Annotated in this window: 26 protein-coding genes; 8 read left to right on the top strand and 18 right to left on the bottom strand. The window is 73.0% G+C overall.

The annotated features are described in order from the left end of the window. Positions 1-2 precede the first annotated feature (2 nt). Positions 3-473, bottom strand: a complete 471-nt coding sequence (locus tag ACZ6JS_RS26055) for a hypothetical protein (protein ID WP_469301401.1) — start codon at positions 471-473, stop codon at positions 3-5. A 68-nt stretch (positions 474-541) separates the two neighbouring features. Between ACZ6JS_RS26055 and ACZ6JS_RS26050 the strand changes: the two genes are divergently transcribed. Further along, on the top strand, positions 542-1,270 hold the full coding sequence (locus ACZ6JS_RS26050; RefSeq protein WP_469301399.1) for a class I SAM-dependent methyltransferase: 729 nt from the start codon (positions 542-544) through the stop codon (positions 1,268-1,270). On the opposite strand, the gene ACZ6JS_RS26045 is transcribed toward ACZ6JS_RS26050, so the two are convergent. Continuing rightward, positions 1,257-2,252 carry an acyl-CoA dehydrogenase family protein gene (locus ACZ6JS_RS26045; protein WP_469301398.1) on the bottom strand — a complete coding sequence of 332 codons (996 nt, stop codon included), beginning with the start codon at positions 2,250-2,252 and terminating at the stop codon, positions 1,257-1,259. The two genes, ACZ6JS_RS26050 and ACZ6JS_RS26045, sit on opposite strands and share 14 nt — an antisense overlap. After that, positions 2,252-3,397, bottom strand: a complete 1,146-nt coding sequence (locus ACZ6JS_RS26040) for an acyl-CoA dehydrogenase family protein (RefSeq protein WP_469301397.1) — start codon at positions 3,395-3,397, stop codon at positions 2,252-2,254. Before ACZ6JS_RS26040 ends, ACZ6JS_RS26045 begins: the two co-directional genes overlap by 1 nt. Before the next feature lie 86 nt (positions 3,398-3,483). On the opposite strand from ACZ6JS_RS26040, the gene ACZ6JS_RS26035 reads away from it, so the two are divergent. The 5 genes from ACZ6JS_RS26035 (at position 3,484) to ACZ6JS_RS26015 (ending at position 8,518) form a co-directional block, all read left to right on the top strand. After that, positions 3,484-4,266 carry an SDR family oxidoreductase gene (locus ACZ6JS_RS26035; protein ID WP_469301395.1) on the top strand — a complete coding sequence of 261 codons (783 nt, stop codon included), beginning with the start codon at positions 3,484-3,486 and terminating at the stop codon, positions 4,264-4,266. Between the two features lie 120 nt (positions 4,267-4,386). Continuing rightward, complete coding sequence (locus ACZ6JS_RS26030) at positions 4,387-4,977, top strand: TetR/AcrR family transcriptional regulator (RefSeq protein ID WP_469301597.1); 591 nt, start codon at positions 4,387-4,389, stop codon at positions 4,975-4,977. Positions 4,978-5,001: 24 nt separating this feature from the next. Continuing rightward, on the top strand, positions 5,002-6,159 hold the full coding sequence (locus ACZ6JS_RS26025) for an acetyl-CoA C-acetyltransferase (protein WP_469301394.1): 1,158 nt from the start codon (positions 5,002-5,004) through the stop codon (positions 6,157-6,159). A 356-nt stretch (positions 6,160-6,515) separates the two neighbouring features. Then, a complete protein-coding gene (locus ACZ6JS_RS26020) occupies positions 6,516-6,719 on the top strand; it encodes a cold-shock protein (RefSeq protein ID WP_008743912.1) in 204 nt (67 codons plus the stop codon). 101 nt (positions 6,720-6,820) lie between these two features. Further along, positions 6,821-8,518 (top strand): DEAD/DEAH box helicase, encoded by a 1,698-nt coding sequence (locus ACZ6JS_RS26015; protein WP_469301392.1) that lies wholly within the window; start codon positions 6,821-6,823, stop codon positions 8,516-8,518. Positions 8,519-8,579: 61 nt separating this feature from the next. On the opposite strand, the gene ACZ6JS_RS26010 is transcribed toward ACZ6JS_RS26015, so the two are convergent. Genes ACZ6JS_RS26010 through ACZ6JS_RS25985 form a run of 6 tightly spaced genes read right to left on the bottom strand, consistent with a single transcriptional unit; the run spans position 8,580 to position 12,957 of the window. Beyond that, positions 8,580-9,047, bottom strand: a complete 468-nt coding sequence (locus ACZ6JS_RS26010; RefSeq protein ID WP_469301391.1) for a tyrosine-protein phosphatase — start codon at positions 9,045-9,047, stop codon at positions 8,580-8,582. Positions 9,048-9,088: 41 nt separating this feature from the next. Beyond that, positions 9,089-9,502, bottom strand: coding sequence for a tyrosine-protein phosphatase (locus ACZ6JS_RS26005; protein WP_469301390.1), 414 nt, complete (start codon positions 9,500-9,502; stop codon positions 9,089-9,091). A gap of 30 nt (positions 9,503-9,532) precedes the next feature. Continuing rightward, a complete protein-coding gene (locus ACZ6JS_RS26000) occupies positions 9,533-10,624 on the bottom strand; it encodes an NAD(P)H-dependent flavin oxidoreductase (protein ID WP_469301388.1) in 1,092 nt (363 codons plus the stop codon). Between the two features lie 4 nt (positions 10,625-10,628). Then, positions 10,629-11,363 carry a CoA-transferase subunit beta gene (locus tag ACZ6JS_RS25995; protein WP_469301387.1) on the bottom strand — a complete coding sequence of 245 codons (735 nt, stop codon included), beginning with the start codon at positions 11,361-11,363 and terminating at the stop codon, positions 10,629-10,631. Then, positions 11,360-12,211 carry a CoA transferase subunit A gene (locus tag ACZ6JS_RS25990; RefSeq protein WP_469301386.1) on the bottom strand — a complete coding sequence of 284 codons (852 nt, stop codon included), beginning with the start codon at positions 12,209-12,211 and terminating at the stop codon, positions 11,360-11,362. Before ACZ6JS_RS25990 ends, ACZ6JS_RS25995 begins: the two co-directional genes overlap by 4 nt. Continuing rightward, the gene (locus tag ACZ6JS_RS25985; protein WP_469301384.1) at positions 12,208-12,957 is read right to left on the bottom strand and encodes an enoyl-CoA hydratase family protein; all 750 of its coding nucleotides are present in this window, start codon (positions 12,955-12,957) and stop codon (positions 12,208-12,210) included. Before ACZ6JS_RS25985 ends, ACZ6JS_RS25990 begins: the two co-directional genes overlap by 4 nt. A 56-nt stretch (positions 12,958-13,013) precedes the next feature. Here ACZ6JS_RS25985 and ACZ6JS_RS25980 point away from each other — a divergent pair, with 56 nt between their 5' ends. Together ACZ6JS_RS25980 and ACZ6JS_RS25975 are read left to right on the top strand one after the other, a co-directional pair. Continuing rightward, positions 13,014-13,778 carry an SDR family oxidoreductase gene (locus tag ACZ6JS_RS25980; protein WP_469301382.1) on the top strand — a complete coding sequence of 255 codons (765 nt, stop codon included), beginning with the start codon at positions 13,014-13,016 and terminating at the stop codon, positions 13,776-13,778. A 1-nt stretch (position 13,779) separates the two neighbouring features. After that, the gene (locus ACZ6JS_RS25975; protein ID WP_469301381.1) at positions 13,780-14,697 is read left to right on the top strand and encodes an SDR family oxidoreductase; all 918 of its coding nucleotides are present in this window, start codon (positions 13,780-13,782) and stop codon (positions 14,695-14,697) included. A gap of 136 nt (positions 14,698-14,833) precedes the next feature. Here ACZ6JS_RS25975 and ACZ6JS_RS25970 read toward each other — a convergent pair whose 3' ends face one another. The 9 genes from ACZ6JS_RS25970 to ACZ6JS_RS25930 all read right to left on the bottom strand — a co-directional run bounded on the left by ACZ6JS_RS25970 (position 14,834) and on the right by ACZ6JS_RS25930 (position 24,194). Next, entirely contained in the window at positions 14,834-15,565 is a 732-nt protein-coding gene (locus tag ACZ6JS_RS25970; protein ID WP_469301379.1) for a TetR/AcrR family transcriptional regulator, read from the bottom strand. A 65-nt stretch (positions 15,566-15,630) separates the two neighbouring features. Continuing rightward, on the bottom strand, positions 15,631-16,986 hold the full coding sequence (locus ACZ6JS_RS25965; RefSeq protein ID WP_469301378.1) for an amino acid permease: 1,356 nt from the start codon (positions 16,984-16,986) through the stop codon (positions 15,631-15,633). A 228-nt stretch (positions 16,987-17,214) separates the two neighbouring features. Then, the gene (locus ACZ6JS_RS25960) at positions 17,215-17,961 is read right to left on the bottom strand and encodes an SDR family NAD(P)-dependent oxidoreductase (RefSeq protein WP_469301376.1); all 747 of its coding nucleotides are present in this window, start codon (positions 17,959-17,961) and stop codon (positions 17,215-17,217) included. 52 nt (positions 17,962-18,013) lie between these two features. Then, positions 18,014-19,210 (bottom strand): MFS transporter, encoded by a 1,197-nt coding sequence (locus ACZ6JS_RS25955; RefSeq protein ID WP_469301374.1) that lies wholly within the window; start codon positions 19,208-19,210, stop codon positions 18,014-18,016. A gap of 116 nt (positions 19,211-19,326) precedes the next feature. Next, positions 19,327-19,920: a TetR/AcrR family transcriptional regulator gene (locus ACZ6JS_RS25950; protein ID WP_469301373.1), complete on the bottom strand. Its 594-nt coding sequence runs from the start codon at positions 19,918-19,920 to the stop codon at positions 19,327-19,329. Positions 19,921-19,980: 60 nt separating this feature from the next. Continuing rightward, on the bottom strand, positions 19,981-20,487 hold the full coding sequence (locus ACZ6JS_RS25945) for a cupin domain-containing protein (protein ID WP_469301372.1): 507 nt from the start codon (positions 20,485-20,487) through the stop codon (positions 19,981-19,983). A 3-nt stretch (positions 20,488-20,490) separates the two neighbouring features. Continuing rightward, the gene (locus ACZ6JS_RS25940; protein ID WP_469301370.1) at positions 20,491-21,435 is read right to left on the bottom strand and encodes a methionyl-tRNA formyltransferase; all 945 of its coding nucleotides are present in this window, start codon (positions 21,433-21,435) and stop codon (positions 20,491-20,493) included. Between the two features lie 48 nt (positions 21,436-21,483). Beyond that, positions 21,484-22,662 carry an acyl-CoA dehydrogenase family protein gene (locus ACZ6JS_RS25935; protein WP_469301368.1) on the bottom strand — a complete coding sequence of 393 codons (1,179 nt, stop codon included), beginning with the start codon at positions 22,660-22,662 and terminating at the stop codon, positions 21,484-21,486. Positions 22,663-22,709: 47 nt separating this feature from the next. After that, positions 22,710-24,194, bottom strand: a complete 1,485-nt coding sequence (locus ACZ6JS_RS25930) for an FAD-binding oxidoreductase (protein ID WP_469301366.1) — start codon at positions 24,192-24,194, stop codon at positions 22,710-22,712. Positions 24,195-24,215: the final 21 nt, after the last annotated feature.

The raw sequence follows: 24,215 nt of genomic DNA, 5'->3' as shown, positions 1-24,215 counted from the left end.
GGCTACTGCTTGATCGTGTAGGAGCACCCCTTCACGCTCGTGACGCCGTCGCTCTCCGCGACCACCTTGCCGTCGACCTTGATGGTGCAGGGGGCCTGCTGGAGCTTGCCGTCGGCGCCCGTGATCGTGCCCGGGACCACGCTCACCAGGTAGCCCACCTTCTGCTCCGCGGCGGTCAGTTCGGCCGTCCCCGACTTCGTCCACGGCAGGGTCTGCTGCTCGAAGCCGCTGCCGATGCCGCTGTACATGACGGCCGTCCTGCCCGTGCCGCCGACCTCCAGGGTCACCTCGTGCTTCGCACCGCCGCCGGCGGCCGGAGCCGACGAGGGGCTGCGGTCCTGCTGCTGCGATGCCGCGGGCTGCGGCTGCTGCTTGCCCCCTTCCGGAGCCGGCTTCGGCTCCGCGCTCCCGCAGCCGGTGAGCAGCAGAGCCGCCGCGGCGCCCAGCGCCATGGCGGAGATGGTCCTGCGCATGTCCTGATACCTCGATCTTGTCGCCTGGTACGTGTGATCGAATACGTGTGATCGAAAACAATGGACGCATGACGACACGCGCCCGTTCCTTCGATGCGGCAGCCGCTTCCTACGCCGCCCACCGCCCCGGATACCCGCCGGCCCTCCTCGACGCCGTAGAGGAGCTCGCCGGGCGCCCGCTCGCCGGGGCACACGTGGCCGACGTGGGGGCGGGAACCGGCATCGCCACCGCCCTGCTGCACGAGCGCGGTGCCGAGGTGCTGGCCGTGGAGCCCGGGGACGGGATGGCCGCGCAGCTGCGCCGCGCCCACCCGGGGATCCCGGTCGTGCGCGGCGACGGTGACCGGCTGCCGCTGGCCACCGGCTCGTTCGACCTCCTCACCTACGCCCAGGCCTGGCACTGGACCGACCCCGCCCGCTCCGTCCCCGAGGCCCGCCGCGTGCTGCGCCCCGGCGGAGCGCTCGCCATCTGGTGGAACGACGCGGACCTCACCGTCCCCTGGATCGCCGAGCAGGAGGCGCGACTGGCGGAGTTCTTCGGGGCGGCCGAGGGGGACGGCTTCCGTACGCTGCCCCGCGGGCTCGGCGGGTTCACCACCCGCTCCGTGCGCTGGTCCCGGCGCATCCCGCTGGACGCGCACCTCGCCAACCTCGCCAGCCACTCCGCCTTCCTGACACTGGGCGAGGCCGGTACCCGCGCCTATTTCGCCGAGGAGCGCGAGCTGCTGGCTCCGCTCTTCCCCGACGGCACGGTCGAGGAGAGGTACGTCGTCAGCCTCAACGTCACCCGGGTGTGACCGGCCGCAGGACCTCCGCCCGGCACGCCGACGGCGTGCCCCAGGCATCCCGCAGCGGGCGTGCCTTGCGCAGCCACAACGACAGGTCCAGCTCCTCGGTGTAGCCGACCGCGCCGTGGAGCTGGAGCGCCGTCATGGCCGCCCGGTACGCCGCCTCGCCGCAGCGCAGCTTCGCTGCCGCCACGTCGCCCGGGGCCGGCGAGAGCGCCGCCGCCCACAGCAGCGGGCGGGCGAACTCCAGGGCCAGGAGGGTGTCCGCCAGTCGGTGCTTGACCGCCTGGAAGGAGCCGATCGGCGCCCCGAACTGGGTGCGCTGCTTGACGTATCCGACCGTCCGCTCCAACAGCGCCTCGCCCACGCCCAGGCACTGGGCCGCCGTCAGCAGCCGGGCCCAGCGCCCGGCCACGGCGGCCGCCCGCGCCACCGCCGGGCCCACCGCGAGGAGTTCACCCCCGACCGGCAAGGGCCGCGCCAGCCGCCGTGCGGGGTCCGTCGACCGCAATACCTCCCCGGGGGCGGCCAGCCGCAGCTCGCCCGCCGCCGACACGTCGAAGCAGTGCGCCGCCGCGTCCGCGTCCAGGGCGTACGGGCTCCCGCCGCTCCCGCCCGGCAGCGTCAGCGTGGCCCAGGCCCCGCCCGAGACCAGACCGGGCAGGAACCGCTTGGCGAGCGCCTCGTCCCCCAGCTCCGACAGCAGCACCGACACGGCGGCGCTCTCCACCACCGGCCCCGGCACCCCCGCCCGGCCCAGCTCCACGAAGCCCAGCGACAGCTCCAGCGGGAGCAGTCCGGCCCCCTCGTACGACTCCGGTGCGGCCAGCGCGAACAGGCCCGTCGCCGCGAGCCGGGACCGCAGCGCCAGCCCGGGCCCGTGCTCGCCGTCGGCCCAGGCCCGCACCACCGCCGGGACCTGCGCCGAGCCCAGCAGGGAGCGCAGCGTACGGGCGAAAGCCGACTGCTCGGCGGTCGGCAGGAAGCGCATCAGCGGCGGCCCTTCGGCAGGCCGAGCAGCCGCTCGGCGATGATGTCGCGCTGGATCTCGTTCGTCCCCGCGTAGATCGGACCGGCCAGCGAGAAGATCCACGGCTCGGCCCACTCCCCGTCTGCCAGCTCGGCGTCCGCCCCGAGCAGGTCGAGCGCCGTCTCGTGCAGGGCGACGTCGTACTCCGACCAGAAGACCTTGTTCAGGCTGGACTCGGCGCCGACGGCCCCGCCTGCGGCGAACCGGGAGGCGCCGGCCCAGGTGAACAGCTCGTAGGCGCGCGCCCCGACCACAGCGTCGGCCACCCGGTCGCGCAGTGCCGTGTCGGCCGGATCCCCCTGCGCGCGCCACAGCGCGGCCAGCCGGTCCGCCGCCGCCAGGAACCGGCCGGGGGAGCGCAGGGTCAGTCCGCGTTCGTTGCCGGTGGTCGACATCGCGATCCGCCAGCCCTGCCCGGGCTCCCCGATCACGTCCTCGTCCGGTACGAAGACCTCGTCCAGGAAGAGCTCCGCGAACGCCGGCTTGCCGTCGAGGCGGCCGATGGGCCGCACCGTGACCCCGGGCGCCCGCAGGTCGAACATCAGGTACGTCAGCCCCTGGTGCGGTTTCGGGGTGTCCGGGTCGGAGCGGAAGATGCCGAAGGCCCGGTCCGCGAACGCCGCCCGCGAGGACCAGGTCTTCTGCCCGGACAGCAGCCAGCCGCCCTCCGTCCGGACCGCCCGAGAGGTCAGCGAGGCCAGGTCGGAGCCCGCCTCCGGCTCGGACCAGGCCTGTGCCCAGATCACCTCGCCGCTCGCCATCGGCGGCAGCACGCGCGCCCGCTGCTCCGCCGTCGCGTGGTCGAAGAGCGTCGGCGCGAGGAGGCTGATGCCGTTCTGCGAGACCCGTCCGGGTGCGCCCGCCGCCCAGTACTCCTCCTCGAAGACCAGCCACTGCACGAGGCCGACGCCGCGGCCGCCGTACTCCTCGGGCCAGGACACCACCGACCAGCGGTCCGCGTGCAGCAGGGCCTCCCACTCCCGGTGCGCGGCGAAGCCCTCCCGCGTCTCCAGCGAGGGCAGCGGGGAGGCGGGCACGCGGTCGGCCAGCCAGGCGCGGGCTTCGGCCCGGAAGGCCTTCACCTCCGCCGTGTGGGTCAGGTCCATCGGGTGCCCGCCTCTCGACGCCGTCACTTCCCTAACAAGTGTTTGGTAGGTTAACGTACGGCCATGAGCAGCGTCGAGGAGTTCGCATGAACGAGCCCCGGTACACCCCCGGCCACCACCTGCTGCAGGACCGCACCGCCGTCATCACCGCCGCCGCCGGGGCCGGCATCGGCGGGGCCACCGCCCGCCGCTTCCTGGAGGAGGGGGCCCGTGTGGTCATCAGCGACGCCCACGCCCGCCGGCTCAAGGAGACCGAGGACGCGCTCACGGCCGAGTTCGGAGCCGGCCGCGTCAGCTCGCTGCCCTGCGACGTCACCGACGAGGACCAGGTCCGGGCCCTGTTCGCGCTCGCGGAACAGACCCACGGCCGACTCGACGTCGTCGTCAACAACGCCGGACTCGGCGGCACCGCCGCCCTCGTCGACATGACCGACGAACAGTGGACCCGCGTCCTCGACGTCACCCTGAACGGCACCTTCCGCTGCACCCGCGCGGCCCTGCGCTCCCTCAAGGCCTCCGGCGCGGGCGGAGTCGTCGTCAACAACGCCTCCGTCGTCGGCTGGCGCGCCCAGACCGGCCAGGCCCACTACGCCGCGGCCAAGGCCGGGGTCATGGCGCTCACCCGGTGCGCGGCCCTGGAAGCCGCGGAGTTCGGCGTGCGCGTCAACGCGGTCGCCCCGAGCCTGGCCATGCACCCGCACCTGGTGAAGGTCACCAGTGAGGAGCTCCTCGCCGAACTCACCGCCCGCGAGGCCTTCGGCCGGTACGCCGAGCCCTGGGAGATCGCCAACGTCATCGTCTTCCTGGCCAGCGGCTATTCGTCGTACATGACGGGCGAGACGGTGTCCGTCAGCAGTCAGCACCCGTAAGGGGTGTCCGACAATGGGCGCGTGCCAACGAACAAGCCGGACGCCGAGCCGGAAGCCCAGCGCGAAGCCCAGCCGACAGCCACGCCGCAGGCCGAGCCGGCGGCCAGGAAGAAGCCGCAGGTGACGCCCTCGCCCGAGCGGCGCCGTGAACTCCTCGACACCGCCGCCGAGGTGTTCGCCGCCCAGGGCTACAACGCCACCACCGTCCGCAAGATCGCCGACGCCGCCGGGATGCTCGCCGGCAGCCTCTACTACCACTTCGATTCCAAGGAATCGATGCTCGACGAGATCCTCTCCGCCTTCCTGACCGAGCTGTGGGACGGGTACGACGCCGTCCTCGCCGCCGGGCTCGGCCCCCGGGAGACGATCGAGGCCCTCGTCACCGAGTCCTTCCGCGAGATCGACCGGCACCGCGCCGCCGTCGCGATCTACCAGAAGGAGTCCCGCACCCTCTCCGCCCAGCCCCGCTTCCACTACCTGTCCGCCTCGCAGGTGAAGTTCGAGAAGGCCTGGCTGGGCACCCTGGAACGGGGAGTCGCCGCCAAGGCCTTCCGGGCCGACCTCGACATCCGCCTCACCTACCGCTTCGTGCGCGACACGGTGTGGGTGGCGGCCTCCTGGTACCGGCCCGGCGGGCAGCACAGCCCCGACGAGATCGCCCGCCAGTACCTGTCGATGGTCCTGGACGGGATCGCCCTGCGCCCCACCTGACCCCCGAGCCCCTGAGGAGTCCCGATGCCCGAGGCCTACATAGTCGACGCCGTGCGCACCCCCGTCGGGCGGCGCGGAGGCGGCCTGTCGGCCGTCCACCCGGCCGACCTCGGCGCACACGTCCTCAAGGCACTGGTCGAACGCTCCGGGGTGGACCCGGCCGCCGTGGAGGACGTCGTATTCGGCTGCCTCGACACCGTCGGCCCGCAGGCCGGGGACATCGCACGCACCGCATGGCTCGCCGCCGGCCTGCCCGAGGAGGTCCCCGGCGTCACCGTCGACCGCCAGTGCGGCTCCTCCCAGCAGGCGGTGCACTTCGCAGCGCAGGGCGTCCTCTCCGGCACCCAGGACCTCGTGGTCGCCGGCGGCACCCAGAACATGTCGATGATCCCCATCGCCTTCGCCTCCCGGCAGGCGGCCGAACCCCTCGGCCTCACCGAGGGCCCCTACGCGGGATCCGCCGGCTGGCGCGCCCGGTACGGTGACGCCCCGGTCAACCAGTTCCACGGCGCCCAGCTCATCGCGCAGAAGTGGGGGATCTCGCGCCGCGACATGGAGGAGTACGCGCTCCGTTCCCACCGGCGGGCCGTGCGGGCCGTCGACGAGGGCCGCTTCGACCGCGAGATCACGCCCTACGGCGACGTGGCCGCGGACGAGGGGCCGCGCCGGGACACCACCCTGGAGAAGATGGCGGCCCTCAAGCCCGTCGTCGAGGGCGGCACCATCACCGCCGCGGTCTCCTCCCAGGTCTCCGACGGCGCGGCCGCCATGCTGCTCGCCTCCGAGCGTGCGGTCCGCGAACACGGCCTGCGGCCGCGAGCCCGCGTCCACCACCTCTCCGTGCGCGGCGAGGACCCCATCCGCATGCTGTCCGCGCCCATCCCGGCGACGGCGTACGCGCTGAAGAAGACCGGCATGTCGCCGGCCGACATCGACCTGGTGGAGATCAACGAAGCCTTCGCCCCGGTGGTGCTGGCCTGGCTGAAGGAGACCGGCGCCGACCCGGACCGCGTCAACGTCAACGGCGGCGCCATCGCCCTGGGCCACCCGCTGGGCGCGACCGGGGTCAGGCTGATGACCACCCTCCTGCACGAGCTGGAGCGCACCGGCGGCCGGTTCGGCCTCCAGACCATGTGCGAGGGCGGCGGCCAGGCCAACGTGACGATCATCGAACGCCTGTAGGCGCGGTCTGCCGGCCCGCGCTGCGGGCCGCGCCCGATCACGGCCATTCCCGGGGGCACCGTGGCGATCGACGTGGAGTCCTCGTCAGACGTGCAGGGCCGCCGGGCCGGTGCCGCCGCGCGGGCGGCGCGGGTGCTGAGCCGCCGGGGCGTCGCGCGGCCCGCACCCGAACGGGCGCAGCTCACACCGGCCCGTCCGCACGTCGGGACCGGGGATGTGCTAGCTTAGGGGGCGTTGCAGTTGTGGTACCCATGAACTTTATGTGCGCCTGACGGGAATGTTCCTCAGGCGCTTTTATTGTTTTTTTGCCGGAATCTCCGGATGGGGCCCTTTGCCGCCTATTCAGGAGATTTAAAATGGCACTTGGCACCGTGAAGTGGTTCAACTCGGAAAAGGGCTTCGGCTTCATCGAGCAGGACGGTGGCGGTCCGGACGTGTTCGCCCACTACTCGAACATCGCCACCCAGGGCTTCCGTGAGCTCACCGAGGGCCAGCGCGTGTCCTTCGACGTGACGCAGGGCCAGAAGGGCCCCCAGGCGGAGAACATCCTCCCCGCCTAATTTTCTCAGCATGCCGGGGTCCGCACCGAGAGGTGCGGGCCCCGGCTTGTCTGCTGTCTCGACCTTTGTTTTACCTGCCGGTTTCAGGAGGGCTTTCTCGCATGACCAGCTCCAGCTCCGCACGTCCCAGCCGCCGCCCCACCCGGGGACGAGGAGCGGCCCAGGGGCGTCCGAAGACTGGTGCGGGACGGCAGAAGTCCGCCCCGCCCGCACCCCGGCCCCAGGAATTCACCATGCCCGAGCCGACCGTCCCGGCACTGCCGCCGGTCGCCGCGTTCGAGGACATGGACATGCCCGAGGCGCTGCTGAAGACCCTCGCGGCCCAGGGCGTCACCGAGCCGTTCCCCATCCAGGCCGCGACCCTGCCGAACTCCCTCGCCGGCCGCGACCTGCTCGGCCGCGGCCGCACCGGCTCCGGCAAGACGCTGGCCTTCGGCCTGGCGCTGCTGGCCCGTACCGCCGGCCGCCGTGCGGAGCCGAAGGCACCGCTCGCGATGGTCCTCGTACCGACCCGTGAGCTCGCGCAGCAGGTCACCGACTCCCTGGCTCCGTACGCCACGGCCGTCAACCTGCGCATCGCCACCGTCGTCGGCGGCATGTCGATCAACCGGCAGTCGGGCGCCCTGCGCCGCGGCGCCGAGGTGCTCGTCGCCACCCCCGGCCGCCTGAAGGACCTCATCGACCGCGGGGACGCGGACCTCTCGCAGGTCTCGATCACCGTCCTCGACGAGGCCGACCAGATGACCGACATGGGCTTCATGCCGCAGGTCACCGCGCTGCTCAAGCAGGTCGAGCCCGCGGGCCAGACCATGCTCTTCTCGGCGACCCTCGACAAGAACATCGACAAGCTCGTCAAGATGTTCCTCAGCGACCCGGTCGGTCACTCCGTCGACCCGTCGGCCGGTGCGGTCACCACCATGGAGCACCACGTCCTGTACGTCATGGACGAGACCGACAAGAAGGCCGTTGCGACGCGTATAGCCGCCCGCGACGGCCGGGTGATCATGTTCGTCGACACCAAGCGCGGCGTGGACCGCATGGTCAAGAAGCTCCTGGCGGACGGCGTGCGCGCCTCCGGCCTGCACGGCGGCCGCTCGCAGCCGCAGCGCAACCGCACCCTGGACTGGTTCAAGACGGGCGAGGTCACCGCGCTGATCGCCACCAACGTGGCGGCCCGCGGCATCCACATCGACGACCTCGACCTCGTCGTCAACGTGGACCCGCCCACCGACCACAAGGACTACCTGCACCGCGGCGGCCGCACCGCGCGCGCCGGCGAGTCCGGCAGCGTGGTCACCCTGGTGCTGCCCGACCAGAAGCGGGACATGACCCGGCTGATGTCGGACGCCGGGATCTCCCCGCGCACCGCACAGATCAAGTCCTCCGACGAGGAGCTGGCCCGGCTGACCGGCGCCAAGGAGCCCTCGGGCATCCCGGTGGTGCTGGAGGTTCCGCAGCAGCCCGCACCCAAGGCGCGCAACGGCTCCGGTTCGGGCTCCGGTTCGGGCTCCGGCTCGCGCCGCCGCTCGGGCGGTCCGCGTACCGGCGCCGCCACCGGCGGCGCCCCGGCGGCCGGCGGCCGCGGCCGCCGTTCCGGCAGCGGCTCCGGGCAGGCTCCGGCGGCCTCCGCCTCCGGCCAGACCCGTCGCGGCGGCCAGAGCGCCGGTCAAGGCGGCGCGGCCGGCGGCTCCGGCGAGCGCGGCCGACGCGGCGCGGGCGGCTCCGGCGGCGGCGCCGCTGCGGCCTCCGCGCGCAGCCGGGTGGGCACCGGCGGCCAGGGCCGCCGCCGCACCGGCTGACCCGGAACCTGCGACCTACGCCGACGGGCAGTGCTTCGCGCACTGCCCGTCGGCGTATCCGCTACCGGACCAGCCGGGTCCGGAGCTTCGCCAGCGTCCGCAGGTCCAGGCCGAGGCCCTGTGTCAGGTAGCCGTAGAAGCTGCCGTAGTCCGCCTCCATCTGCGCCGTGGCCGAATCCAGGTAGTCCTGGCGGACCTCCTGGAGCGGGATCAGCAGGTCCGGGTTCTGCATCCGGCCCGACTGCTCGAGGGCCGCCCGCACCCTGGCGTCGTAGGCGGCGCGGAAGGTGTTCGACGCCAGGTAGTCGCGCTCGGCGGTGTCCTCGGGGACGGCGAGGGCGCGCAGCAGCACGTAACTCATCCAGCCGGTCCGGTCCTTGCCGGACGTGCAGTGGTACAGGACCGGGCCCTGCCGGCCGTCCGCGAGTTCCCGCAGCGTCGCCGCGAACTGCGCCCGGTTCTCGGGGCTGGTCACGAAGGTTCGGTAGATGTCGCGCATGTAGGCCTCGGCGCGGCCGCCGCCGAGCATCTGCTCCTGGGTGACGGGGTCGCCGCTGCCGATGGCCCCGATCAGCGTCCCGTAGAGGCCGAGGTCGCTGACCGGGCGGGCGGTCGCGGAGAGACCGGCCGGCAGCCTGTCGGCGCCGTCGTAGCCTCCACCGGGATGCGGAAGTCGATGACCTTCGTGAGGCCGAGACCGGAGACGGTGGTGACGTCGGCTTCGGTCAGCCTGCTCAGTGCGTCGGAGCGGTAGACCAGACCCTGGCGGACGTGGCCGCCGGTCCAGGTGCGGTACCCGCCGAGGTCGCGGACGTTGACGGCGCCCTGGAGGGCGATCCGGCGAATCGTCTCGGCCTGCTGCCGGTGGTGCCGGGCACCGGTCTCGGCGGCGGGCGCCGCCGCGTACGCGGCGGCCGGCAGGGCGGCGAGGGTCAAGGCGGCGACGGCCGCCGCGGCCCCTGCGCGGATGCTGACACGGCTCATGGGAGCGACTCCTGTGACGGAGAAGGGGGATCACCCTGCTGGTGGCAGGGCGTCGAGCGAGTGCGGTCCGTGCGACCCGTGGAGACGGCCCAGGACGGAGTGGGCCTCGGCCATGACGCGCGAGACGAGCTCCGCGCAGGACGGAAGGTCGTCGATCACCCCTGCGACCTGGCCCGATGCCATGACGCCGAGGTCCGTACGGCCCTCGACCATGGACGCCTTGAGGAGCATGGGAGTGTTCGCGGCGAGCAGGACCTGGCTCCAGGACAGGTCCTTGCCGTGCTTCATCGCCAGGCCGTCGCGGACCATCTGCGGCCAGCTCAGACCGGACAGCTTCCGGAAGTCGGCCGCGTGCCGGACCGCCCGGACCAGCGCCCGGGCCCGCCCGGCCCGCTCCAGGGACGCGACCAGCTCCGTACGGAGCATGCGGTGCGGGAGCCCGTCGACAGCCGTGGTGACCGTGACGTCACGGACCGTCGCCTTCAGGTACTCGGCCTTCACCGCGTCCGGGACGGTCGAGTCCGAGGTCAGCAGGAACCGGGTGCCCATCGCGATGCCCGCCGCCCCGTACGCCAGGGCCGCGACCAGGCCGCGGCCGTCGCCGAAGCCGCCCGCCGCGACCACCGGCACGTCCACGGCGTCCACGACCTGCGGCAGCAGCACCGTGGTGGCCACGTCCCCGGTGTGCCCGCCGCCCTCGCCCCCCTGCACGATCACCGCATCGGCGCCCCAGGCCGCCACCTTCTCGGCGTGCCGCCGGGCCCCGACCGACGGGATGACGACGACGCCCGCGTCCTTCAGCCGGCCGATCAGCTCCCTGGAGGGCGCGAGCGCGAAGGAGGCGACCCGTACGCCCTCGTCGATGATGAGCCGGACGCGCTCGGGCGCGTCCCCTGCGTCCGCGCGCAGGTTCACGCCGAAGGGGGTCCCCTCCGGGACGCGGGAGCGGACCTCGCGGACCGCCGACCGCAGCTGCTGCGTGGTCATCGTCGCCGAGGCCAGGATGCCCAGGGCACCGGCGTTCGCCGCCGCCGACACCAGTCGCGGGCCGGCGACCCAGCCCATGCCCGTCTGTACGAGGGGGTGCTCGACCCCGACCAGCTTCGTGAACGCCGTCTCCACCGGATCAGCCCCGCACTTCCCGGTCGCGCAGACCCTGCGGATCGATCACCTCGCGGATCAGCCGCAGTTCGGGCCCGGTCGGCTCCCGCGTGCACGGGACCTCGTCGGGCAGCGCCAGCTCGAAGCCGGTCGCCGACCGGACCTGCTCGACGGTGACCCCGGGGTGCAGGGAGGCCAGCCGCATCGTGCGGCCGGGACCGGCGAAGTCGAAGACGCCCAGGTCGCTGACCACCCGCGGCAGCCGGTGGAACCGGGTCACCCCGGCCTCGGCGGCCCGGTCGTGGCCGACGCCGCTGACCATGTCCACGCGCTCGACGAAGACCCGCCTCGAATGCTTCGGGACCCAGTAACTCACCGGATGGTTGAGGGTGTTCACGGGAGCGCCGCGCACCCCGAGCAGTTGGCGCGCCGGCCGCTCCCAGTCCCCGATGCAGGAGATGTTCTGGTTGCCGAACCGGTCGATCTGGCTCGCGCCCATCATCACGTGCCGCCGCCCGCCGGTGACCATGGTCAGGTGGCGCCGGTACGGGAGCCACCCCTCGACCGTGCCGTCGAGCCCGACGAGCATGGCCTCCCCGTCCGTCAGCAGCAGGTCGGGGGAGAAGGTCCGCTTGGCCAGCCGGGCCCCGAAGGAGGGGATCAGGCCCATCGGGCTGGCGAGCACCTCGCCGTCGCCCCGCCAGGCCTCGGCGCACGCGATCACGCAGTATTCGGCGCGGGTGGCGGTCGTCGTGGTCACTGCTGCTCCTCGTGCCAGGCCCGGACGGCCAGCTGGTAGTCGTGCTCGGTCGCCCCGGACAGGAAGCGGGCCGAGAACTCGGGCCAGGGGGTGGTCGCGTAGAGCTTCTGGAAGGCCTCGTCGCGGCCGTAGTCGGGGGCGCAGGAGGTGAAGTGCGCGCCGTTCGGGGTCTCCACCACCCCGGTGACGGAGTGCCGGCTGACGAGGAGGGACTGGGGCGGGCCGGCCTTGGCGAGCTCGGCGGTCTCGACGAGCTGCTCGCAGGAGACGTAGGCGGCGTCGGCCGCCTCGCAGAACAGGTCGTCGAAGTAGGGGTCCGGGCCCAGGTACTGGGCGTTGCCGAGGCGGTCGGCCCGGTTGAGGTGGACCAGGGCGGCGTCGAGGCGCAGGGCGGGGACGGCGACGAGCTCCTCGCCGTCGCCGTAGGGCGAGGTCACCGTGCGCAGCTCGGGGTTGACCCGCATCACGTCGGAGCCGAGGCCGGCGCGGACCGGCAGGAAGGGCAGCCGGTTGGCGGCGGCGTGCAGGCCCCACATGAACATGGCCTCGTCGTACTCGGTGAGTGCGAAGGCGCCCCGTTCGCGGGCGGCCCGGAAGTGTGGCTCCAGCGCGATGGAGTCGAGGGTGGCGAAAGGGGCGACGAGCCGGCGGATGCGGCCCGCGGCCGCCAGCAGGCCGACGTCCGGGCCGCCGTACGAGACCACGGTGAGGTCGGTGATCCCGGACCTGAGCAGGGCTCTGACCAGGGCCATGGGCTTGCGCCGGGACCCCCAGCCGCCGATCCCGAGGGTCATCCCGCTGCGCAGCTGCCCGACCGCCTCTACGACGGTCATGGACTTGTCACTCATGGGCGCTCTTCCTTCCCGAAGGTGCCGCGGACCCGGTCGGCCACCCCGCTGAGGTTGGCCTCGAAGGTGAAGCCCTGCTCGAACCGGTAGCTGCGGCGCACGTCCACGGGGTCGATGCCGTTGATGGCCGCCTTCGCCAGCCGGATCAGGTAGCCGTCCTTCTCCGCGATCTCGGCGGCCAGTCCCAGGGCGGCGCCGCGCACCGCTCCGGGCGGGACCACTTTCCAGACCGAGCCGTGGGCGTGCAGCTCGGCGGCGGTCGCGGTGCGGGAGGTGTAGTAGAGGGCGCGCATCAGGTGCTGGGGGACCAGCCGGGCCAGGTGCGTGGCGGCGCCGAGCGCGCCCCGGTCGAGCTCGGGCAGGCCGAAGACGGCGTCGTCGGAGGCGACGATCGCGTCGGCGTTGCCGGCCAGGCCGATCCCGCCGCCCAGGCAGAAGCCGTTCACGGCCGCGACGACCGGCACCTCGCACTCGTAGACGGCCGCGAACGCCTCGTAGCAGCCCCTGTTGGCGCCGATGAGAGCCGCGTGGCCGGTGTCGCGCTGCATCTCCTTGATGTCGACGCCCGCGTTGAAGCCGCGGCCGTCGGCGGCCAGGACCACGCAGCGGACCCCGGGGTCGCGGCCCGCGGTCCGCAGGGCGTCGGCGAGGTCGTACCAGCCCTGCACGGGCAGTGCGTTGACGGGCGGGAAGTCCACGGTGACCAGTGCGACGCCCTTGTCCGGGCGGGAGGTGGAGACACCCATGAGAGGATCAGCTACCTTTCCACCAAACATTTGTTAGGTGAGGAAGGTAGCAGCCGATGGAGCTCGACGGGAGGGTTGTCGTCGTCACCGGCGGAACCAGGGGCGTCGGCGCCGGCATCGCCCGGTCGTTCCTCGCGGCCGGCGCGCAGGTCGCCGTCTGCGCGCGACGACCCCCGGACCAACCGGTGTCGGCGGACGGCCGCGAGGCCGCCTTCACCCCCCTCGACCTGCGCGACCAGTGTGCGGTGCGGGATTTCCTCGACGCGGTCGCCGACCGGTACGGGCGCCTCGACTGCCTGGTCAACAACGCGGGCGGAACCCCCTACCGCCTCCTCGGGGAGGGCGACGCCGAACGCCACGCACGCGTCGTCGCACTCAACCTGGTCGCCCCGATGACGGCCTCACTGGCGGCCCGCCCCTGGCTCGGACGGACCCGGGGCTCGGTGGTGATGATCGGCAGCGTCAGCGGGACCCGCCCCTCACCGGGGACGGCGGCGTACGGGGCGGCCAAGGCGGGCCTGGAGAACCTGGCCCGCTCGATGGCCGTCGAGTGGGCCCCCGAGGTACGGGTGAACACCCTGGTCCTCGGCATGGTACGGACCGAACTCGCCCACCTGCACTACGGGGACGAGGCCGGAATCGAAGCGGTCGGGGCGACCGTGCCGCTGGGGCGGCTCGCCGACCCGGCCGACGTGGGGGACGCGGCGGTCTTCCTCGCCTCCGACCGGGCGCGGTACGTGAGCGGCGCGAGCCTGCTCGTGCACGGCGGCGGGGAGCGCCCGGCGTTCCTCGATGCGGCAACTGTCAACAAGGAGAGCTGAGATGGCGGGACTGTGCGAGGGCCGGGTCGTGGTCGTGACGGGAGCGGGGCGGGGGCTGGGCCGGGCCCATGCGCTGGCCTTCGCCGCGGAAGGGGCGAAGGTCGTCGTCAACGACCTGGGCGTGGGGCTGGACGGGCTGCCCGGGCCCGAGGGCCCGGCGGCGCGGGTGGTCCGGGAGATCGGGGAACTGGGCGGCGAAGCGGTCGCGCACGGCGGGGACATCGCGACACGACAGGGCGCGGAATCCCTGGTGGAGGCCGCCCTCGACGCCTTCGGGCGGCTGGACACGCTCGTCAACAACGCCGGGTTCCTGCGGGACCGGATGCTGGTCAACCTGGACGAGGACGACTGGGACGCCGTCATGCGGGTCCACCTCAAGGGGCACTTCCTGCCGCTGCGGGCCGCCGCCGCATGGTGGCGGGCGGAGGCGAAGGCGGGCCGCCCGGCGGCTGCCCGCGTGGTCAACACCTCCTCCGGGGCGGGGCTGCTGGGCTCCGTCGGCCAGGGCAACTACAGCGCAGCCAAGGCGGGCATCCTCGGCCTGACCCTGGTCGCGGCCGCCGAGATGGGCCGGTACGGGGTCCAGGTCAACGCGATCGCCCCGGCCGCGCGGACGCGCATGACGGAGCGGGCCTTCGCACGGACCATGGCAGCCCCCCAGGACGGCGGCTTCGACGCGATGGCCCCCGACAACGTGTCACCGCTCGTGGTCTGGCTCGGCGCGGACGCCTCGGCCGGGGTCACCGGACGGGTCTTCGAGACCGAGGGCGGCCGGATCACGGTCATGGAGGGCTGGCGCCCGGGCCCCACCGCGGACTGCGGGGCCCGGCGTACCCCTGCGGAGGCGGGGGAGACGGCGGTCAAGCTCCTGGCCGCGGCCGAACCGCCGCTGCCGCCGTACGGATCCGGCCCGGCCTAGGAGGTGACCGGCCGATCAGGGCCGGACGGCCCCGCCCCCGGCCCGCAGAGCCGGGCGGAGCGCCGCCCCGCTCTGCGGGCCGGAGGGGGACCCGTGACGGGGAAGCCGAGGGGCCCGCCCTCCGGGCGCCCCGGCGCTACTTCGCGGCCACGGCCGAGGCCGGGTCCGCGGACGGCTTCTCCAGGCCGAGCATCTCCAGGGCCGAGTCCATCTCCGCCCGGAACAGCAGCCGGGGGTTGGCGTCCGGGCCGAACTGGCGGTAGACCTCGAGCGCGACGGGGCCGTACATGCGGCCCCACACCCGCAGTGACGCCAGCAGCGCCTGCGGCGGGAGGTGGGGGAAGCACTCGCGGGCGAGCGCGGCCAGGGAGGGGACGAAGTCGGCCCATTCCGCCTCGGCCCGCTTGAGCTGCTCGGGCGCCTGCGGCCAGGCGGCGTCGACCAGGCCGAGGAGGATCATGCAACACCGGCGGGCGGCCGCCACGACGCTGTCGGCCGTCGGGGCGTATCCCGGGGAGCTGTCCCCGTAGGTGAGGCGGAACTCCGCCGGGTGGGTGCGGGCCCACTCCCGGAAGGTGCCCGCGACCGCGAGCAGCCGGGCCGCGGTCGCGTCCTCGGGGAGCGCGTCCCGGGCCGCCTCCTGCTGGTCGGCCAGCCGGTTGTAGGTGTCCGCGGCCAGCGTCGCCAGCAGGTCGTCCCGGGTGTCGAAGTAGCCGTACAGGGCCGCCGCCGTCATGCCCATCTCGCGCGCGATGCCGCGCAGGGTGATCCCGGCGACGTCACCGGCGGCGAGCAGGTCGAGCGCGACCGCCTTGATCTGGGCGGTGGTCTCGATCCGAAGGCGTTCGCGGCGGGACAGGGTCTGCATGGCGGGGGCTCCTCCTCAAGGGCACGGTGAGAGAGTGTCGCACCCCCCGTACAAACACCGTTTACTTACCTTACCGTGTTGACGAACTGCAACCCGCCGGTCCTCCGCCGGCCCCGCGTCAGGACGCAGGCCACCAGCACCACCCCCAGACTGCCCAGGCTCATCAGCAGTTGGGGCCGCGTCTGCGCGGTGAACAGCATGGAGCACAGGACCGCAGACAGCGCCAGCACCACCAGCAGCGTGAGGTACGGGAACCCCCACATCCGGAAGGTCAGTCTCTCGGGCTCGGTGCGCTCGGTCCGGATCCGCAGCACGAATTGGGAGACGGCGATCCCCAGATACATGATGACCAGAACGGCGCCGGTCGAGTTGAGCAGGAAGGGGAACGTCCGCCCGGGGCTCACCGCCTGCGCCACGACCGCCCCGCAGCCCACCACGGTGCCGAGCAGGACCGCCCGCCGCGGTGCGGCCGCCCAGCGCGGCGCGTCCCCGTGTCCGGCCAGCGTGTGCAGCATGCGCGAGGAGGCGTACAGCGTCGATCCCAGTACGGACAGCAGCGCGGTCAGGATCACCGCGCTCATCGCGGACGCCGCGAACGGCACGCCGATCCGGTCCAGCGCCGTCACGTACGGGCTCTCCCCGCCGGTGATCTGCGGCCAGGGCACGATCGCGACCACCAGCAGCACCGAGCCGAGGAAGAACACCAGGATCCGCCAGACGATCTGACGGGTGGCCCGCGCGACGGCCCGGCCCGGATCGGGGCACTCGGCGGCGGCGACCGCCACGATCTCCGTCCCGCCGAAGGCGAAGACGACGCCGACGGTCGCGGTGAGGACCGCGCCGAACCCGTGCGGCGCGAACCCCCCGTGCGCCGTGAGGTTCCCCAGCGCCGGCCCCGACGTGCCGCCGCCCAGCAGGTACGCCCCGCCCAGGACGAGGAACGCGAGGATCGCACCGATCTTGACGATCGCGAACCAGAACTCCGCCGTCCCGAAGGACCGGCTGGAGCGCAGGTTCACCCCCGTCAGCGCCCCCAGCAGCACCAGGCTGCACGTCCACGCCGGAACCTGCGGCAGCCACCCGTGCACGATCCGCCCGCCCGCGATCGCCTCGATGGCCACGATCGCGACGAAGGCGTACCAGTACAGCCAGCCGACCGTGAAGCCCGCCCAGTCACCGAAGGCGAGCCGGGCGTAGTCGGCGAAGGAGCCGGCCATCGGGCGGGCCGCGACCATCTCGCCGAGCATCCGCATGACCAGCAGCACCAGCAGCCCGGCGAGCGCGTAGCTGACCAGCGCGGCCGGCCCGGCCGCGCGGACGGTCTCCGCCGAGCCGACGAAGAGGCCGGTGCCGACCGCGCCGCCCATGGCCATCATGGTCAGGTGGCGGCTGCGGAACGTCTGCGCTCCGTCGCCCGTCACGGCGCGACCGAGAGCTTGTGGCGGAGGACGCCGTGCGGATCGTATGGCTCGGCGACGGCGGAGGCGGCGAGGAATCCGCGGCGGTCCAGATTCGGCATACAGGTTCCCTTGCGTGGCGCGAGTGCGGTACGTGGTGGGGGCTGTGCGGTGGGGAGGGGGGAGCCGGGCCCCGGAGCGGAGCGGGGGCTCGATGCGTCTTCGGGACCCGGCGTCAGGGGGCCGGCGGCCTCAGGCGTTGGCGCCGCCGTCGACGGTCAGCGTGGTGCCCGTGACGAACGAGGCCTCGTCGCTCGCCAGGTAGAGGACGGCGCTCGCGATCTCCTCGGCGCGGCCGTAGCGTCCGAAGGCGTTCAGGCCCCGCTGGAAGTCGGCGGACGGGCCGTCGGCCGGATTCATGTCGGTGTCGATCGAGCCGGGCGCCACCTGGTTCACCGTGATGGCGCGCTCGCCCAGGTCACGGGCGAGGCCCACGGTCAGGCCGTGGACGGCAGCCTTCGACATGGCGTACGGGGTGAAGCCCGGGGCGGGTACCTGCGTGGCGAGGCAGGAGCCGATGTTCACGATGCGGCCGCCGTCGGGCATGGACCGGGAGACGGCCTGGGCGGTGAGGAAGGCACCGCGGACGTTGATGTCCAGGGTCCGGTCGAGGGTGGCGAGCGGCACCTCGGCGAGCGGCGGGCAGGTCATGTCCGCGTAGCCGGCGTTGTTGACGAGGATCCGCACCGGGCCGAGTTCGTGCACGACCCGGTCCACGGCCGCGGTGACGGCCTCCGCGTCGGCGGCGTCGGCCTCGACGGTCACGGCGCGCCGGCCCAGCGCCCGCACCTGGCCGGCGACCTCCTCGGCCTGTTCCTTGTTCGAGCGGTAGGTGATCGCCACGTCGGCGCCGTTGGCGGCGAGCGTACGGGCGATCTCGGCGCCGATGCCACGGGAGCCGCCGGTCACCAGGGCCACGCCGTGGAGAGTGGTCGTCACGATGATTCCTTTTTCTGTGCGGGGAGTCGGGCGATCTGGAGGGGTGCCGGGCTCAGGCCGCGGTCGGGTGCCGCTCGGGGGCGGCGGGGGAGGAGCCGCCGGCGGCGCCCTTCGCGCTGCGCAGGTCCGGGAGGAGGGTGAACAGGCCGAGGAAGGCCATGATCACGCCCAGTACGAGCGGGGCCCGGAGCCCGTAGGCGTTGATTCCGACACCGCCGAGCCAGGAGCCGATGACGATGCCGAGAGTGATGAAGGACGAGTGCACGGTGTTGACCAGCGGGCGGGCGTTCGCGGTGCGCTGGACCCGGGTGATCATGCAGGGGTTCATCGTGACGCCGACCAGGCCGATGCCCATCATGAAGATCAGGGCGGGCACCGTGACCTCGGCGAAGAGGGCGAAGCCGGCGAGGAAGACCATGTTCAGGCCGAGCCCGACGAGCTGGGTCACGATGGTGTGCCGGTCGGCGAAGCGGCCCACGATGTTGTTGCCGACGACGGTCGCGGCGCCGTAGGCGACCAGCAGCCATGGCACCGCGCCCTCGCTGAAGCCCGTGAGCTCGGTGAGGATCGGGGTGAAGTAGCTGAACGCGGAGAAGGTGGCGCCGATGATCAGCGTGGAGGTCGAGAACACCAGCCACAGCCGGGGGTTCTTGAAGGCGCGCATCTCCTCCCTGACAGAGGAGCCGCCCTCCGCCTCGGCGCCGGTCACGGACGGCACGCCGAAGACCGTGGCCAGGGCGGCGACCACGGTCAGGGCGGAGATCGCCCAGAACGCGGCCCGCCAGCCCAGCTGCCCGCCCACGAAGGTGGAGATGGGCAGGCCGAGCAGGGTGCCGAGCATCAGACCGTTCATGGCGGCGCCGATGGCCTTGCCGCGCATCTCGGGCTTGGTGATCTCGGCGACGACCGAGAGCGATACGCCGAAGAAGGCGGAGGAGGCGACACCGGTGATGACGCGGCCGACGGCCATCGTCACGTAGTCGGTGGACAGCGCGGCCAGGATGTTGCCGCCGAGGAAGACGGCGAAGAGGACCATCAGGGCGCTCTTGTGCGGGAGCTTCAGGACGGCGGTCGCCAGGAACGGCCCGCCGAGGGCCATGGCGACGGCGAACGCCGTGATCAGATAGCCGACTTGGGGAATGGTCGCCCCCAGTCCCTCGGAGATCTGGGGCATCAGACCGGCCACCACGAATTCGCTGGTGACCATGGCGAAGATGCCGAGGGCGAGGACGTACACGGCCTTGGGCACGGCCGTCACAACCTTTCTATAAATAAACGATCGTTCCAGAACTTGGGCAGGCGCAACCCGGGTGCGGCGCAGGCGGATTGCGGATCAGTCAGAGGGTCGGACGGTCGGGGCGGCCGTCAGGCGGCGCAGGACAGGCCCCTCAGGGCCTGGTCCACGACCCGGGCCAGGTAGTCCCGGTCCGCCGTCCGCTCCATCACGCGCAGGCCCTGGGTGAGGGTGACGAGGAAGCGGGCGGTGGACCGCACGTCGGTGCCGGGTGCCAGCTCGCCGGCGGCCCGGGCCCGCAGCAGGAGGTGGGCGAAGGCCTCCTCCAGCGAGCCCAGCGCGCCGCCGAGCCGCTGCGCCGCCTTCTCGTCCCCCGGCAGCCGCTCCAGTACGCCGTGCGTGACCATGCACCCGCCGCGCAGCGGGTCGGCCAGTGCCGAGTCGACGTACGAGAGGAGGAAGGCGCGCAGGACCGGCAGGGCCGGGCCCGTGTCGGACTCGGCGAGGCTCTGCCGGGCCCGGTCCGCCTCGACGGCGCAGTACAGGTCCAGGGCCTTGAGGTAGAGGTCGTGCTTGGAGCCGTAGGCGGAGTACATGCTGGAGCGGTTGATGCCCAGCGCGTCCACCAGGTCCTGGATCGAGGTGGCCTCGTACCCCTGGCGGCGGAAGAGTTCCATCGCCGCCACCAGGGCGGTCTGCGGGTCGAACTCCTTGGGCCTTGCCATGGGCCGAGGCTACCCCATTCCCAACCGGTCGTTTCAGAAAGGTGGCGCGGTGGTGCGCGATCAGTCGAAACTGGCCGGAATCACACCATGGCGCGCCCCCACCTCGGCCACGCCGGGCGGGTCCTCGACCGGTACCGGCATGCCCGCGGTGGGCTCGGTACCGGCCTCCAGGAAGAAGTTCTCCACGCCGCCCGGAGTGAAGATGAGCAGCAGCTTCGCCGAGTGCAGGGAGTGGTTGTGGAACTGGTGCGCCGTGCCGCGCGGCACGAACACGAAGTCCCCGGTGCCCGCCTCGTAGGTGTTCTCGCCGACCCGGATGGTCAACCGGCCGTCCAGGACGTAGAAGGCCTCGTCCTCGTCGGCGTGCCGGTGCGGGGGCGGACCGCCGCCGGGCGGAACCGAGGCCTCCAGTACAGCGATGGACCCACCGGTCTCCGCCGCGCCCGCCTTGACGCTGTAGACGTCACCGGACAGCCAGGTGGCCTTCCCGCCGCCGGCCGGCACGTGCAGCACCCGCCGCACCTCCGTCGGCACCTCGGCCTGCTGTGTCGCTTCGAACAAGGACATCGTTCACCCCACCGTTGTCGCTTCGCCGAGGAGCGCGAGGGCCGGGTCGTCGACGGCCACCTCGCGTCCACCGCATTCCACCGTGACCAGCCGCAGCCAGCCGCCGTCCGCGCACGCCACGTACAGCCCGCCGCCGTCGCGCACCAGGGTGCCGGGCGGCCGTTCGCCCAGGGCCGGGCTGTCGTCCTCGCCGTACGCCGCCGACAGCAGCCGGACGCGCTGCCCGCCGGGCGCGGTGAACCAGGCACCGGGGCTGCGGTAGGCGGCCCGGACGTGCCGCTCCACGACGGCGGCCGGCAGGGAGAAGTCCAGCCGGTAGTGCTCGTCCCGCGGCCGCCCGTAGTAGGAGCGGCGGGAGACGTCCTGGGGCGTGCGCTCCAGGGTGTCCTCCACCAGGTGCGGGATCAGGTCGAGGAGCATCAGGACGTTGGCCCGCTCCTGCATGGTGCGCAGTTCCAGTCCGGTCTCGCGCCCCGAGAGCGGAATGTGGTGCTGCATCAGCAGGTCGCCGTCATCGAGCTTGCGGCCCATCTCGATGGCGGACACGGAGCTGGCCGAGGCGCCCTCGCGGACCATCCAGTAGAACGGCGCGAGCCCGGCGAACTCGGGCAGCGGCGAGGGGTGGAAGTTGACTGCGGTGCGCCGTGGGAGGTCCAGCAGCGGCGGCTTGAGGAGCTGCTGGAAGTTGCCGACGAGGAAGTAGTCGGCCTCCAGGGCGGCCAGGGCCTCCACGGCGTCGGGGTCGTTGACCGAGCGCGGGCGCAGGACCCGCACGCCCAGGGCGCGCGCCTGGTCGGCGACGTCGACGGCCTCCTCGTCGTCGGTGAAGTACGAGCACAGCTTCCCGGGCGGAGAGGTGACCACGGCGGCCAGTTCCACGTTCGGGTGGCCGTGCAGGATGCTCAGGAACGGTGATCCGAGTTTGGAGTTGACTTCGGTGAACAGCACAACACGTATGGAATCCATGACGGTTGGACGCTTTCTCGTCTTGTGTTTTTAGAAGAAGGGTGAGGCGGACCTGCCGCCCAGGAGGACGTTCCCGGTCAGCTGGAGGACCGAGTCCTGGGCGACGGCGTGCTGGCACATCGTGTTGGCGTCGCGCAGCCAGCGGTCCAGCGGGTTCGGCTTGTAGACGGACGACCCGCCGACGAGGTCGAAGAGCTCGTGGACGATGGACCGGGCCGTTCGGAAGGCGTGGCGCCGGGCGATCGCGGTGGCCACCCGGGCGTCGTCGCTCAGCGCGTCGCCCGAGGAGAGCGCGTCCCACTGCACCTGGAGCGTGCTGAACACCCCGGCGCGGGCGGCGATCAGTTCGCCCTCCAGGCGGGCGATCACCGACTGGATCCGGTAGTCCTCCCGCCAGGGGGTGCCGGTCTCGCGGTCGGTGCGCTGCGCGGCCAGTTCCCGTACGTGGTCCAGCGCGGCGCGTGCCATGCCGAGCGGGATGCCGGGCATCTTGCGCAGGATGGCGTCCGGGGTGGCGTGCAGCGGGCCGGTCCGCCTGGGGTCGGAGAAGGAGAAGGACCTCTCTTCCGGCACGAACAGGTCGGTGCAGGAGTAGTCCTGCGAGCCGGAGCCGGCCAGGCCGGTGGTGTGCCAGGTGTCGTGGAACTCGTATGCGCCGGGACGGGCGATCATCACCCGCCAGTGCCGCGGGGCGCCCGTGACCGGGTCGGTCTCCGGCTGCCCGTCCTCGTCGAAGACGTGCACGCCGGCGCCCAGCCAGTCGCAGTGCGAGGAGCCGGAGCCGAACTTCCACCGGCCGGTCACGCGGTAGCCGCCGGGGACCCGGACGGCCCTGCCCTGCGGGTAGATCCAGCCGGAGTTGGCCAGGTCGAGGGTCGGCCACATCCCGCGGGCCACCTCGTCGTCGAGGTAGCCGGAGTAGATCCCGGAGTCCATGCCGATCATCGCGCACCAGCCGACGGAGACGTCGCCGGCGGAGAGGATCTCCAGGAGTTCGGCCTGCTGCATCGAGGTCAGCTCCGGACCGCCCCAGGTCCTGGGCATGGCGGCACGGAACACCCCGGCGCCGCGGAGCAGTTCCACGATGTCCTCGGGCAGCCGGCGCTCGGCCTCGATGCGTGCGGAGCTCTCCCGCAGGACCGGTACGAGCTCGCGGGCGCGCTCCAGGATCGCCGCGGCGGTGTCGGGTACGTACGGCGTCGTCGTCATCACGTTCTCATCAGGGGTGCGGGTCGGGCGGGACGGGGCGGCGGCGCTCACGCGTAGCGCCCGGCGGCCATGACCCCGAGCGGGTCGACGGCGGCGCGCAGGGCGCGCTGGAGGGCGGCCTCGGCGGCGGCGCCTCCCGCGACGGAGCGGGCGTGTCCGGAGTCGAGGCGGTAGGGGCGCAGGCCGGCCTCGCCGAACCAGGCGTGGGCGAGGTCGAGGGCGCTGTGGGCCGCCTCGGCCTGCGTGGCCCGGTCGAACGGGAAGGACACGACGAGGTCGATGACGTCGGTGTCCAGGGCGTTGACCGTGGAGCCGGGCCGGATGCCGGTGGCCAGGTGGATGCGGTCCAGGATGTCCAGGGCGCGTACCACCGAGGCCCCGTCGAAGGGCAGGAACGGCAGGAAGAACAGCCAGCCGTTGCCGTCGGCGTCCACCCGGTCGGCGGCCGCCCCGGTGGCGGAGGCCAGCATGCGCTCGTTGTGCGCGACCGAACCGCGGTAGGCGGCGTCCACCACGTGGGCGACGACGTCGTCGGCGGGAGGCTGCTCGTCGGCGGGAGCGGCGGGGGTGAACAGGCCCGTCTCGGCCATCTCGGCCAGCAGGGCCGCCTTGAGGGCGTCGGCCGAGCGTTCGGTGCCCTCCACGCTCATGTGGGCGACGTAGCCGCCGGCGGTGTCCCGGCCGCCGTAGGTCGCGGTCGAAGCGGTGTCGTACACCTTGATCACACCCGAGACCAGGCCGTTCGCCTTCCACGTGCGCAGCGCGTCGACCGCCTGGGCCAGCGCCTCGCGGTGGAACCGGGCGCGGACGGTGCTCTGGCGCAGCGGGCGCGGCAGCAGCCGGACCACGGCGGCGGTGACGATGCCGAAGTCGGACTGCGTGAACAGGTGCAGCAGGCTGGGTCCGAGGCCGAGCGGGTTGAAGCCCGTGCCCTTGCCGTGCGCGGCGTCGCCGGGCCACCAGCCGATGTGCGCGACCGAGCCGTCGGGCAGCACGACCTCCAGGCCGAGCAGATCCTCGGTGCGCTGGTGGCGCAGTCCGACCCCGCGGTCCAGGGTGTTGCCCAGGACGCTGGTGTGGCCGGAGGACGCGGTGACGTTCAGCATCCGGCCGGTCCCGGCGAGCCGTTCGGAGAGTTCCTTCTGCGTGACGCCCGGCTCGACGACGGCGTAGCCGGCCTCGGTGTCGAGCTCGCGCAGGGCGTCGAGTCCGTCCAGTTCGACGCGCACGACGGGTCCGGCGGCAGGCTCCTTGGAGCCCAGCCCCCAGTTGCGGCCGGTGGAGACGGCCTGGAGGCCGGGGAGTTCGCCGCCGGACGCCTTGGCGTGGTGGACGGCCCCGACGAGGGCGCGGACGTGGGCGAGGGAGCCGGGCCGCAGCACGGCACGGGTGTCACGGGCCGCGAAGGCGGAGACGTTGGGGGCCGGGGGCAGCGGGGCCGTGGCGTCGTGCCGCACGCGCGCCGCGCCCAGGGCCTGCGTCAGTTCCTCCAGGACGGCCTTGAGATCCGGGTACAGGGACGGGTCTTGCATGTCTCGACCTCGATCGTGATG

The organism is Streptomyces sp. NPDC046349, from assembly GCF_055587885.1.
The sequence above is the reverse complement of the archived record's forward strand: the minus strand, read 5'-3'. Positions and strand labels throughout refer to the sequence as shown.